Annotated in this window: 10 protein-coding genes and 1 pseudogene; 6 read left to right on the forward strand and 5 right to left on the reverse strand. The window is 42.5% G+C overall.

The window, feature by feature from the left end; genetic code table 11:
- Positions 1 to 94: 94 nt before the first annotated feature.
- The 5 genes from V7K31_RS30090 (at position 95) to V7K31_RS30110 (ending at position 6112) form a co-directional block, all read left to right on the forward strand.
- Positions 95 to 2440, forward strand: a complete 2346-nt coding sequence (locus V7K31_RS30090) for a TolC family protein (protein WP_335099952.1) — start codon at positions 95 to 97, stop codon at positions 2438 to 2440.
- A 399-nt stretch (positions 2441 to 2839) separates the two neighbouring features.
- Positions 2840 to 4045 carry a C1 family peptidase gene (locus V7K31_RS30095; RefSeq protein WP_335099954.1) on the forward strand — a complete coding sequence of 402 codons (1206 nt, stop codon included), beginning with the start codon at positions 2840 to 2842 and terminating at the stop codon, positions 4043 to 4045.
- A gap of 118 nt (positions 4046 to 4163) precedes the next feature.
- Positions 4164 to 4541 carry a hypothetical protein gene (locus V7K31_RS30100; RefSeq protein WP_292770842.1) on the forward strand — a complete coding sequence of 126 codons (378 nt, stop codon included), beginning with the start codon at positions 4164 to 4166 and terminating at the stop codon, positions 4539 to 4541.
- A gap of 123 nt (positions 4542 to 4664) precedes the next feature.
- Entirely contained in the window at positions 4665 to 5174 is a 510-nt protein-coding gene (locus V7K31_RS30105) for a hypothetical protein (protein WP_335099957.1), read from the forward strand.
- A 158-nt stretch (positions 5175 to 5332) separates the two neighbouring features.
- The gene (locus V7K31_RS30110) at positions 5333 to 6112 is read left to right on the forward strand and encodes a photosystem II S4 domain protein (RefSeq protein WP_335099960.1); all 780 of its coding nucleotides are present in this window, start codon (positions 5333 to 5335) and stop codon (positions 6110 to 6112) included.
- 143 nt (positions 6113 to 6255) lie between these two features.
- On the opposite strand, the gene V7K31_RS30115 is transcribed toward V7K31_RS30110, so the two are convergent.
- From V7K31_RS30115 to V7K31_RS30135, 5 genes and pseudogenes are all read right to left on the reverse strand, one after another.
- Positions 6256 to 7032 (reverse strand): SDR family NAD(P)-dependent oxidoreductase, encoded by a 777-nt coding sequence (locus V7K31_RS30115; RefSeq protein ID WP_335099963.1) that lies wholly within the window; start codon positions 7030 to 7032, stop codon positions 6256 to 6258.
- A 106-nt stretch (positions 7033 to 7138) separates the two neighbouring features.
- Entirely contained in the window at positions 7139 to 7696 is a 558-nt protein-coding gene (locus tag V7K31_RS30120) for a hypothetical protein (protein WP_335099966.1), read from the reverse strand.
- 790 nt (positions 7697 to 8486) lie between these two features.
- Positions 8487 to 9092 (reverse strand): exopolysaccharide biosynthesis protein, encoded by a 606-nt coding sequence (locus V7K31_RS30125; protein WP_335100545.1) that lies wholly within the window; start codon positions 9090 to 9092, stop codon positions 8487 to 8489.
- A gap of 654 nt (positions 9093 to 9746) precedes the next feature.
- Positions 9747 to 9869: pseudogene (locus V7K31_RS30130) on the reverse strand (Uma2 family endonuclease); the annotation flags it as partial.
- A 188-nt stretch (positions 9870 to 10057) separates the two neighbouring features.
- Positions 10058 to 12946, reverse strand: a complete 2889-nt coding sequence (locus V7K31_RS30135; protein ID WP_335099968.1) for an S-layer family protein — start codon at positions 12944 to 12946, stop codon at positions 10058 to 10060.
- A gap of 178 nt (positions 12947 to 13124) precedes the next feature.
- On the opposite strand from V7K31_RS30135, the gene V7K31_RS30140 reads away from it, so the two are divergent.
- Entirely contained in the window at positions 13125 to 13424 is a 300-nt protein-coding gene (locus V7K31_RS30140; protein WP_335099971.1) for a hypothetical protein, read from the forward strand.
- Positions 13425 to 13550 lie beyond the last annotated feature (126 nt).

The raw sequence follows: 13550 nt of genomic DNA on the forward strand, positions 1-13550 counted from the left end.
GTAGTATATTCTTTCCTAAGTTTAGTATCGTGCTATATTCTGTGGTGAAGAAAGGTTTTCTGCCGCTAGAGTGATTTTCGTGTGAGGGGATGCGGTGAAAGGACAGCAATTATTTTATAGCTTCTTACCTGGTTTGACAGCAGCGGTCTTAACAACGGGGCCTGCTTGGGCTGGTACTGTGAAACTAACAGGGGTACAACTGGCGTCTTCTCCTAGTGTTTTGACTTCTACTTCTGGTCAAGACTTGATTGTGGACACCACGAATACCCAACTGCCTAACGGTGCAGATGTTAGTGTTCCAACCTTAGTACCTGCTTTTGGTTTTACTAAACTTAGTGTGAAGCCTTTAAGGAATAACAGTATCCCAGTGTTAATGACTGGAAGTACTGGTGTACCCATAGAACAAATTCTTAAGAAAGATGAAGGTAGATTTTTCAGTTTCACATCTACCTCTAATCCTTCGCAACAGCCAGATGTCAGCCTTTCTGCTCAAAATAACCAAAAAAACAGTAATTCAGACCCAAATGGGCAGAAGTTAAAGAGCGTAGTAATTCCTAACTACACTTCAAAACCTGCTTCTGTCCAAAAAGAAATTTTGTCCCTGTCTACTTTACAGCAGCCAGTGGTTCAACAAATAAATACTGTTAATCAGTTGCAGACATTTTTACAAGCTTCAGGCACAGGGGCAGGAGCAGCAAAACTATTGTCAGCGCAGAGGTGTCCACAGGAGTTGAGGAAAAGCAAAACTGATTCCTCGGCTTCTTTGCTGCTGGCCTCAAGCACCTGCTTAGGACAAAGTGCGGCTGGGGAACGTGTGGCTCAGAGTAATCCTGAGACTCCGGCAGATTCAGTGCAACCTCAGATTGTGCCGGGAACCGTAACTCCTGCACCAGGCGGTTCAGTACAACCTCAGATTGTGCCGGGAACCGTAACTCCTGCACCAGACGGTTCAGTGCAACCTCAGATTGTGCCAGGAACCGTAACTCCTGCACCAGACGGTTCAGTGCAACCTCAGATTGTGCCAGGAACCGTAACTCCTGCACCACCTGGTTCAGTGCCACCTCAGACTGTGCCAGGAAACCTAATTCCTGCGCCGTCGGATTCGCTAAAAATTCCCGATAACCTGATTCCTAGCTCAAATCCCCTGCTATTTCCCACCAAACCGGAAGAAGTGAGACTTCAGGGAAATCAGCCGATTACTTTAGCACAGGCTCTGGAGCTAGCACGGCGTAACAATCACGATCTACAGGTGTCGATATTGCAGCTAGAACGCAGTCGCGCTGCTGTACGCCAGGCACAAGCTGCTTTGCTTCCCACTCTTGGTATTAGTGGTGATATTACTCGCAGTCAGAGTCCTTCTACTCAACTTCAGGACGAAATAGCCAACCAGCAAGGTTTTCGCTCTAACACAGACGTACCTAGTACAGCTTTCAACGGTCAAGCACAACTGACATATAGCCTTTATACTTCTGGGAGTCGGCAAGCTACTATCAGACAGGCTGAGGAACAGGAGCGTTCCGATGAGCTGGCTGTAGAAACTCAGTTTGAAACAATCCGTCTGAATGTTGCCACTGACTACTACAATCTGCAACAAGCGGATGAACAAGTACGTATTTCTCAGTCGGCTGTGCAGAACTCCGAAGCTAGTTTGCGTGATGCAGAAGCTTTAGAGCGAGCTGGGGTTGGTACGCGGTTTGATGTGTTGCGATCGCAGGTGACTTTAGCAAATGCCCAACAAGATTTGACTAATGCTAGATCGCAGCAGGCAATTGCCCGTCGTCAATTAGCAACTCGGATAAGTTTGGCGCAGACGATAAATATCAGTGCAGCCGATCCTGTACAATTAGCTGGTCTTTGGAACCCAACATTAGAACAAACCATTTTGCTGGCTTTTCAAAACCGTTCGGAATTGCAACAGCAATTGGCACAACGTAACATTAGCGAACAACAGCGACGGCAAGCACTTGCAGCTTTAGGACCTCAAGTTAGTTTGGTAGCCAGCTACAGCCTACTAGATCAGTTCAATGATAATGTCAGCGTGACTGATGGTTATTCAGTAGGAGTTAGGGCAAGCCTGAATTTGTATGACGGGGGAGCTGCAAGAGCACAGGCAGCTCAGGCAACAGCTAATATTGCGATCGCAGAAACTCAATTTGCTGAACAGCGCAACCAAATTCGCTTTCAGGTAGAACAAGCCTATTCTACCCAGCAATCTAATTTGACCAATGTTCAAACCGCTAATACTGCTTTAGAACAGGCTAGGGAAGCTCTACGTTTAGCGCGTTTGCGATTCCAAGCTGGTGTAGGCACTCAAACTGATGTCATTAACTCTGAAAACGACCTCACAATAGCTGAAGGTAATCGCGTAACAGCAATTTTGAATTACAACCGTGCTTTAGCTCAGTTACAACGGTCTGTTACCCTCAGAGCACTACGCTAGTTAGCCCAAACTCAATCGTCAATACTTTTGAGCGCTGTTGTATTTTTTAATATACTTCGCACCTATGCTCAGGGCATCACACAGTCCTGTAGTATTTTTCATGAAAAGCTCCAAGAAGCCTCATTTCTCAGTAATTACACTGAATAATGAGGCTTTCTTGGTAATAAAAGCTATGCTAAAACAAGTCTTGGCGCTAATTGTATAAATTCAATACAGTCCCGTGGGTAACAAGAGATGTTGCATTGCAACGTCTCTTATTAGGTCATTGGTGGTGCAAATGATTTTACCTAAACCGTATTGGGATAAAAGCAGCTTATCTTCAGGTAAAGTCTCGCCCCCGGAAACTGTCTGAGTCAACACAGCGCTTCTACCGTGTGTGGTTCTAAGAGATATTATTATATGTCAATTTCCGATGTGCTTCGTACAGTCTCATTCTTCCACGATTCCAGAGGCAAACAGTTAAAAGTCGGCGGTTATCGACCAGATCCTATTGATTCAAGAGATAAAAAATACAGTGTTGGACGTTATCAACCACAACAGTTACCGCCAATGGTCGATTTACGTCCCCACATGACAAAAGTGGAACAGCAGGGAGAATTGAACAGTTGTACAGCTAACGCGATGGCGGGAGCTTACGAGTATCTGGCGATGCGTCAATTTGGCTCGGCAGAGGATGTGAGTCGCTTGTTTATTTATTACAATGCCAGATTGTCTGATGGAACCGTTGAGCAGGACGAAGGAACTTATTTACGCACCTGTATTAAGGTACTGCGAAAATACGGTGCTTGTATAGAGAAAACTTGGCCTTATAGTCAAAATAGGGTGTTTGAAAAACCCCACGAACAAGCTTATGAGGAAGCAGAAAGCTTCTTGATCGATGAGGCTGAACGAATTGACTTGGATTTGTACGCAATGCGCCACTGTTTAGCAGAAGGTTATCCTTTTGCCTTTGGTTTGCAGCTGTTCAGTTCCTTTGAGCAAGTTAAAGATACTGGACGAGTACCAATACCAAATTCAAGTAACGAGAAACTTTGTGGCGGACACGCAATGCTGTGCGTGGGATATTCTGATCAAGACCGCATGTTTTTGGTTCGTAACTCTTGGGGGCCAAACTGGGGAGACAAAGGCTACTGTTATATTCCTTACGATTACATTACCAATTCTGAGTTAAACGGTGATTGCTGGACTATTAAAAGTGTAACCGACCTCGACTTAAGTCAGGATGTATGGTGCGATGAAGGCTCCTTCTTTGATATGGTTCTCTCTCGGGCTATTAGTCAACTAGGGTTTGCACAGGACGAGGATGAAGATGAATCTGAGGACGAGGATGAAGATGAATCTGAGGACGAGGATGAAGATGAATCTGAGGACGAGGATGAAGATGAATCTGAGGACGAGGATGAAGATGAATCTGAGGACGAGGATGAAAATGAATCTGAGGACGAGGATGAAGATGAATCTGAGGACGAGGATGAAAATGAATCTGAGGATGGGGATGAAGATGAATCTGAGGACGAGGATGAAAATGAATCTGAGGACGAGGATGAAAATGAATCTGAGGACGGGGATGAAGATGAATCTGAGGATGGGGATGAAGAATACTGAAGGCAGCTAAAGCCACTACCGACTTATCCATTCGTCTAAATCCATTGGCTCTGCATCTAGTTTTTGGGTCAAAATTGGACTAACATAACTGAGTGTTCGCTGGCCTTGTCAAACACTCATGACTAAAGTAACATCTCAAGAGATTGCACAGTTTCGCTCTCAATTGGCAGATGATCCCAGCGATATGGAAGCGCTGGATTTGATTGAAGACTGTGATGGAGATTTAGAAGATGCGGCGATGACGCTAGCTATCCGAGCCGGACAACAACCAGAAAGAGCAAATTCCGAGTGGTTAGACGCCTTGGCTAGAAAATGGCGTGTGGTGATTTGCGAACAAGAATATCGGGAAGATTTGCTTAATACTTCACTTCAAAAGATGATGGAACATCTAAAAGCAACACCGACTTTTCCGAAGATTTTGGCAACGCCAGTTTTGATATATGTCCTCAAGCAAGGCGTGAACAATTTTTGTGAGCCACTAGATTCCCTAAAGTGATCAGCCCATGTAGATTTAACTTGTGCGCTGCGGCGCTTTGCGATCGCGGTTTGCAATTGATTCGACCAGGACTGATACGCTGTTAGTTAAGGCAAAACTTCTATTAGACAAATTGTAAAATCAATGAATTACCTTGTTGCCGTATTACCAGATCGCATTCAAGCCGAAGCTGCTTATTTAGCTTTAGAAAAAGATGGCATAAACAGTACTATCCTGGGGAGGGGGTATAAAACGGCTGACGAGTTTGGCTTAATTGACCCCAAAGATCAAGCTAAAAAGCAAGCAAAACTAATGGCAACCTGGCTGATACCATTTGGCTTTTTTGCAGGTTTTACTTTCAGCCTGATCACTGGTTTAGATACTTTTGCCTGGGCGGGTGAAGTTGGTAATCACATCGTTGGTGGACTGCTAGGTGCTGCTAGTGGTGCTATGGGTGGTGTAGTTGTCGGTGGTGGAGTCGGTTTACTCGTAGGTAGTGGTGATGCTTTGCCTTATCGCAACCGCTTGGATGCGGGGAAATACTTAATAGCTGTTGAAGGCTCTGAAACTCTCACTCGCCAAGCAACCCGAATATTACGTCAGTTTGATCCAGAAAATATCCAAGGTTATGCTGACACAAATACCGTGTATTGAATAAATCATAGTTTACACGTCAGGACACAGCGACTTGAGTTGCTTCACTGTTCTTTGGAAGTGGCGCAAGATGAAAACCTGTTGAAATGGGAATTAAAGTTAGAATCAAGACAGTTATAGCAGATTAATTCTCAATTCATAACTCATAATTTTTAAGAATGTTGCCACGAGAAGAACTTTTAAAAGGTGTTGAAAATCGAGATAGTGTAGCTCGTGTAATTGACCAAGCCGAACAAGCCATCAAAACTTGGGAAGTGGTTTTGACTGATTTTCTATCTCCCCCAGAATTGGCGGAAATTCAACGGGTATTTAACCGATTAACAGAAGTACAATTGGCGGCGTGGGGTGGATATCCGCAAGCTGAACGCCAAAGAATAGCGATCGCTCGTTCGGAACTTCCCTTAGATCAATCTCAAGTCAGTCTTGTCGCCGTGGAAATTGCTGGTAATTTCCTGTTTGATACCGCCTCTCACCGCGACTTTTTAGGCGCAATGTTGGGTACAGGAATTGTTCGTGAAAAGACGGGAGATATTATAGTTTTGGGAGAACGAGGGGCGCAGGCGATTGTCGCACCAGAGTTAGTGGAATTTTTGTCAATCAGTCTTAAACAGGTGCGATCGGTTCCTGTGAAAACTCAGCAGATTGAGGTAACTGAATTAAAAGTCCGGGAACCCAAGAAAAAAGAATTAACTACTGTGGAGGCTTCTTTGCGATTAGATGCGATCGCATCTGCTGGTTTTGGCATGTCCCGCAGCAAAATGGTTGATTTCATTGATGCTGGTGATGTCCGCGTCAATTGGAAGGAAGTTACCCAAGCTAGTTCTCAATTGAAATCAGGCGACTTAATCGCCATTCGCTCTAAAGGACGTTTAGAAGTTGGGGAAATCGCCGTTACAAAAAAAGACCGTTACCGAGTTCAATTAACAAGGTATATCTAATAAGTGAGGAGTGAGGAATGACGAGTTAAGAGTTTTAAATTCATCAGTTTCTTTAACCCCTAACTCCTGTACAGACGCGATTAATCGCGTCTCTCCTGTACAGACGCGATTAATCGCGTCTCTCCAAACTCCTAACTATATAATTAGGCTCCAAAGTGTTTTGCTAACATATTCAGCAGAAGTTTGCGCGGTACGAGCCGAGATAATTTGCTTCTAATTTGAGTGTTAGTATCAGAACTAATAACAGTTGGATACCCTTTTTCCAAAGCCTCTAAAGATTCCCAAACCACTTTTTCACAAGAATACACTTTATCTGTAGTGCTTGCCAGCGCTGGAGGAAAATTAGCTTCTGCAAAAAAGTTTGTTTCTATTGGGCCTGGACAAGTGACTAAAATACGGACACCATACTGACGATTTTCTGCCCATAATGCTTCACTAAAGCTGAGAATAAAAGCTTTACTGGCAGCATAAACAGAAAGGTATGGTATCGGTTGAAATGCGGTAATAGAAGATACATTAATAATACTTCCTGAACGACGTTGCCGCATCAAGGGTAGAAATTTATGAGTTAAATCTACCAATGCTAAAATATTTAATTGTACGATTTTAAGTTGTCTTTCTCCATCCCCTTCAGCAAAGTCGCCATAGTAACCAAAACCAGCATTGTTGATTAATAAGTCAATGGTTAATCCCTTTTCTTTAGTGACATCAAATACAGCAGATGCTGCATTAGGTTCTGTGAGGTCTTTTACTATAACGTCTACTTGAATTTTGTGTTCTTCTTGTAGTTGTTTAGCTAATTCGCTTAGTTTTTGTTCAGAACGAGCAACGAGTACAAGATTTGTCTTGCGGGCAGCTAGTTCCTGGGCAAAAGCTTTTCCAATACCACTAGATGCACCAGTAATTAAAGCAGTTGGCATTCTACATATTAAGATAGTTTTGAACCACCATTAAAATATTAACTATCCTAGCTATAAGTTTTAACTACCCAAAGTGATATACCCAAAAGAGTAATTAAATTGCCAATTACCATTTTTCAGACCAATAAATAATTTCTGAGGCTGAACTATTAATTGCGACACCGTAGCTATCTCCATGATTCCACTTGAAGCCAGGTCTACCTTTGTCTTCTGCATTTAATACCAATATTTCATAAGTAGCTGGAAAAGATTCTGTATGAGAGTCACTGGTGTAGAAGAAAGTTGTCGGCACACCGTCAGGCTGGTTTATATGGTCGTTTGTGTTACCACCCTTATATTTGTGCTTTGCACTATTTCTGTATTGTGACAGTAATTTTTCTATTTTTTTTTGTGGCTCTTTCAGCCTAATTTGAAAAAAACTACCTGCTGGCAAAATTTCGGGAGAGTAAGCAATATGAACGTCTTGGGCATCAGTGGGAATCTCATTAGGAAAATGTTTTACTTGGTCATTATTAGACCAGAGTTGATTACGAATTTCTTTGTAGCGTGATGTATCAGTTATTATTTTAGGTTCGTTAGTATTGCTAAAAGTTGTTCTCAGAAAAAAGCTTCCTCCGACAATACTAAGGCTAGCAAGGGCTAATATAAATTGCGATCGCTTCATCAAGTTGGGTGCGTCTAACTTTCATAGTCATATACCCAACTAATAAACTAAATTCGTACTATTGCGGATATTTCATCAGAGATATTAACAGAAACTTTGCGTATCCAAGGAAAATTCGGGTTGATTGTAAAATTACTGTGAAGTTTGTCAATGATTACCTAGTTAAATACCGCAGGCTATCCTCCGGTAAGCTAGGGTAGTTATTGTTACTAAAGAAGCAAGCTACGCAAAGCGTTAACCACAGGAGAAGACAGACTTTCGACCATCAAACTTCAAAGAGGTAGAAGGAATACCGCTTGTATAGTAAGCTTTTTAATAGACTATATAGTTATTTTCGCTAACCTCCACTAGTACTAATGTTGTATATAAAAAAACAATCCTACAGCCATCCATTTTTTTTCAATTCTTCCTGATACAGCAATAACTAAGGCGGATATATAAATAGTAGATGCACCTTAATTAAATTACAGCCCTCAGCTTTTAGTTGGGGGCTTTTTTTATTGCTGATATTTTTTAATTTGGAAATAAAATAAATTTGCTTATAAGTCTAATTTTCCCGGATATGGCAATCAATAAAGCGGATTATTAAATGGTAGATGCACCTTAATAAATTACAGCCCTCAGCTTTTAGTTGAAGGCTTTTTTATTGATGATATTTTTTAAAGGGTGAATAAAATCATTTTCTACACAATTTAAATATTCCCGGATATGGCAATCAATAAAGCGGATTAATAAATGGTAGATGCACCCTAATAAATTACAGCCCTCAGCCAAAAGCTGGGGGCTTTTATTATTTAAATATAGATGGCAGCAAACTGGGAGCTAACCATACTGCATAACCAAGAAATCCAAACAACAAGGTAATCAGGACAGTAATGCCGTAGCTGATGCAAATTAATAAACCATCAGATTCGATGGTGGCAACAGTCAAAAGTAAAATACCGACAGTGGGGATGGGATTTGTAAACGGAATTGGTAATATTAGTAATATTGTTAATAAAGAGATGCAAAACCCATTAATTCGCCAAATCAAAGGATTATGGGCTATTTTTGCCAATCGGGGACGGGCGATTTTCTGTAAAACTTTGGTAAAACGTCCCAAATTTTGCAAAAGTAACTGGGCGAAGGGACGAGGAAATTTGTAGTTAGCGATTCTTTTCGGTAGCCAAGGCGATCGCTTCCCTAAAACCATTTGCATTGACAACAGTAAACAAGCACCACCAAAAGGGCCAGTTAATCCCGGTGGCATAGGAAATAAAAAGGGCAAAACTAATAATGTAATTACCAGACAGAACCCTCGTTCTGAGGTTTCTGCCAGAATATCACCTAGAGTTAGCGGTTGTTCAGCTAGGCGTTGCAACAGGGACTTTATATCTTGAGAAAATCTCAGATGCATTTGGCGTGAGTTGATACGAGTTCCCACATTTTTAGCAGAGGGAGAAATCAATCAATTTTAGATTTTGAATTTTGGATTGAAGGAAAATCTAAAATCTAAAATTTAATAATTACGCGATCGCATAACTAGCAGCTTGGGTTATTATAGCGGTTCTCGCTTGAGTGAGGTACAAGAACCCCACCCCCAACCCCCTAAGAGCAAGCGAGGAGGGGACTATGATGTACCTCATGTGATTAGGAAACGCTATATCAATACTCGACATTAGGAATCCTCGACGCAGGCACTAGAACAGTATTATTCCAGTCAAGGTTAAGAGGTAGCCAGGCTAGCTGCTGATTTGAATAAAATTGAGATTTATCAGAATATTTTCGATTTTAGATACCCTAGCGTTGCTTTTTCAACTCATTGCGTCTTATCTCTAAGCTTTCCGTCTTAAAATCACGATTTTTTCTAGGACTTACGCACTGTACAAATTTATTATCTTGTGCATCAACGAGAATACGTCGTTTCAGGCTTTTAGATATCATCCTTTGATAAATAGCGTAGGCGTAGCCCAACCCAGGCATCGCCTAAAAAGTGTCGAAAAATCTAGGTTTAATGGCTGAAATCCATACTGCATATTTAGTTTTTCCTGTCAATGCGTAAGTCCTAACCAAACAAACATTCTCGCGTGATTATTTGGTAAGTTCCCCGTTCACGTCCAAGACCTAAACCAATTTCCGGCATCCAGATTTTATCGCCTGGTTGTAAAATATATTCACCATTAACTAAGGGAAATTGGCTCTATCGCTGATAGCGATCGTTGGTTACTCATAGCCCGTTCACCTAATGTTCGGATTTTCAGTCGTTCCCACGAAGATTTCTAGTTTGTGGCAGATGCTGAGTTGACAAGAGAAAGGGAAAAACCAAAAACGATTATTTTCAAGAATGGTAACAGAGCAACTACCCAGTCCGCAATCTAAAATCTAAAAATCGCTACGGCAATTAGCTGGTTTCTGCCACGAACTATGAAGCTTGGTTGTAGGCGCATAAGCCGTTAGTACAATCTCTCCTTTTGCATTTCTCACCCACCCTTGCGCTTCCACAATCGGCGCTGGTGTCGGGCTGGTTGCCTGATTAGAAACATCTGTACTAACGGGGTTTTCACCCCTTGGGTCGAGAGTTACCCAATCTACCAGAACTGCATTAGGAGAAAGAAGATCATAGGGATTGCGGGGTAAACCGCCACGTCCAGTGATCGTAAAACTGTTTTGATTTTGTGTTGTGCGTGCTTGACAGACTTGCGACACTTGAGTATCAACTGGTACGGCTGGTAAGTTTATTAATAATCCTCGATAGGGGTCAACATCGACGGTGTTAATTTCTACAATGCCGCTTAAATTAGGACTTATTTGAGAAATTGCCGTAATATCATTTGTCTGAAGTTTACCCGGGTCTGAATCATTAGGGCGCAACCTTTTAAGGTCTTCGCTAGTTAGTGACGCAATTCCAAAAATCTTAGTAGCGTTGATTGTGACTGTTCCCCCTTTACCAGCGTAGGCATTGGCGGTGATGTCGCTGTTTTCATTTGGTTTGGCGACGATGAAGCCGTCAGGGGCATTGATGGTGATATTACCGCCATTTCCACCCTCTTGATTAGTGCCTGCGGTAGCAGATATCTGGCTGTTGCCGCTTAGTAACAATAAATCTAGGTCGTGGAGTGTAATATCACCGCCATTACCGGATGCGGTTTCAGCAGTGATTTCCCCTTGATTGTCTAAGCGAATGAAACGAGATCCTACCTGAAGGTTGCCTGCCCTCCCTGACCCTTGAGAGCGAACAAACAAGCCACTGTTAAGAGACTCATCCTCAACAAGACTCCCACGAATTCGGACACGCCGTTTGAAGGAAGCACTGCCAGATATAGTCACCTTATCAGTAGCATTAACTGTGATATTACCTGCAAACCCACTGCTGCCTTTAAAAGCATTAGCAAGGATTTGTCCACCATTAACCGCTTCCAAAGTATTCGCGTTTACCCTGATATTACCAGCATTTCCCTCACCTAAAGTGCGGGCATCTAGAACCCCATTGTCTGCTACCCGAAAAGCATTGGTATTAATAATGATGTTTCCCCCCTGTCCCCCTTGATTGGTACGTGAAAATAATCCACTTGCCGTTCTATTAATGCCAACTCCAAAAACATTAACAGCTTCAGTTGCATTAACTTCTATCTCTCCACCTTTTCCTTGACCCAAAGAACCAGTAGATATCTGTGCGCCATTTCCCACAATTAACTGCCTAGTGTTAATCGTCAAATTACCAGCATATCCAACATTTTCAGTCTGAGTAAATAAAGCGCTAGGGATTTGCTGCCCATCTATTGATATTCCTGTTCCTTGCAATTCCACCAAATCACTAGCAGCCACAAATAAATTTCCCCCCTGCCCCTTGCCTAGAGTAAAAGTTGATACTTGCGCTCCATCTTGGACACTCAAGCGTCTGGTATCAATTGTCAAGTTTCCAGCATCTCCAGCACCTTGAGTTGGGGTGAACAAGCCGCTATCAGCATCAATTAGTTCCACGGAATCGGTGGCGGTTATAGTCAAATTTCCCCCCTGTCCCTCGCCTAGAGTAGAAGTTGAAACTTGCGCTCCATTCTGAGAACTTAACCTTCGAGTGGTAATTGTCAAGTTTCCAGCATTTCCAGCACCTTGAGTTTTAGTAAATAAGCCGCTTGTTGTTCCTGCTAGTTCCACAAACTCCGAGGCGTCAACGGTAAGCTTTCCCCCCCGTCCCTTGCCGAAGGTGCTAGCACTTATCCTTGACTCATCCCCTTGGATACTCAACTGTCCAGTTTCAATCGTCACGTCTCCCCCGGTTCCAGTCGCTTCTGGATAAACATCGGCTGTAATCTGCGAACCCTCAGTGAGAGTAACCACCTTTGTTGTGTGGACAAGCACCTCTTTCCCAGACTCTGTACCTTGTGTGTCGGCATAAATCAATGAGCCTTGAGTTAAAACCAAATTATTGCTCTGAATCTGAACATCACCACCGCCAGCACCGCTAACATCAACATACCCTCGATCTTCCAGCCGAATATCGCCAAAATTATTGACAGAGGCGTACCCCAATACCCAATTGTTATCTTTCTGGTTCAAGCTCACTTCTCCAACACCAGCGACACTACCTAGCTCAATCCGTCCTCCTGGAACTGCCAAATTCGGTTGTTCTAAAGCTGCTCGTTGACCTCCCTGCAACGTCACATCACCGCCCACAAGTGCTAAAGTTTTACCAGGTTGCACTTCTAGGTCAGATCCTTCTACACGAATACCTCCTGCTGCTCCCTGAAATTGCAAGCCAATGGGAACACTTACTGTTAGCAGAGGTGTGCTTTGGGGAGGAAAAGCGCTAAACAGAGCGCCATCTGCAAATTTGAGACGGTTTGCTGTAGTTGCGATGAATGAACCCTTGATGTTCAGTTCGGCATTAGGCCCAAAAATAATTCCATTCGGGTTGAGAAAAAACAAGTTAGCAGAACCATTGGCTTTAATCAAACCGTTAATAAGAGAAGCAGAACCACCCGTGACGCGGCTGATGATATTTTGAATTTCTATTGCGTTGTTGAAGTGAGCCTGAGTGCCAGTGAGTACAGAAAACTGCTCAAAACTGTGGAAAAGATTACTTCCAGCTTGAGTTCCTCCTTCAATAATTCTGGTATTCCCCTCTAATTTGACTGTGGAATTATTGGGTAAAGTCCTATCAGGCGTAATTTGAGCAAAGGTGCAATCCCCAGCATTGACGTATGCGCCACTAATAGCTAAAGAAATTATTAGCCTTAAAAGCCAGCACGAACCGCGTAAGTTTTCAGTCATTTGATGAATTTCCCTTAACAACAGAAATAATCAGGGCTTTTTGTGCTGTTTGGACAGGATAAATTATAAAGTTTTATGAAGAAATGGTAGAATTGGCAGACAAATTTATGCCGCAACTTGGGTTATTACATAGAGGTGATTTTACCTCTAAGGAAAAACAATCAATTAGGTGATTACAATGCATCATTCCTTGAAAATAAAAATCCTGGATTTAGACCATATTGAATCAATTGTTGAGCAGGACATCACAGATGTGGAGGCTGAAAAAATTGTCGGAGGAACACTAAGTGTAAGTGACTCTTTAGTAAAATTTAAACTAAGTGTCATAGGAGCACTAAATGTAAGTAAGTCTCAAGTAGGCTCTCTGGTTAACCATGAAGTTCTAGAGTCTCATCTATTCTCTCCCCCTATCCCTCCTCGTCCTTCCTGGATACCTCGTGTTCAACCCATAATTTTGCTGCCCAAGCCAGATTTATAGTTACAAATCGCTGTGAAACTTAAAGGATAATGTGGTCGTTTTTTAACCATAAAGTGGCCGCAGGGGCAGAACTTCATACTTAAGGGGATTTGAGACATTTGAATGCGATTGGCTTTGCCCGCCCCA

Source organism: Nostoc sp. (assembly GCF_036917675.1).
In the GTDB taxonomy this organism is placed as follows: domain Bacteria; phylum Cyanobacteriota; class Cyanobacteriia; order Cyanobacteriales; family Nostocaceae; genus Nostoc.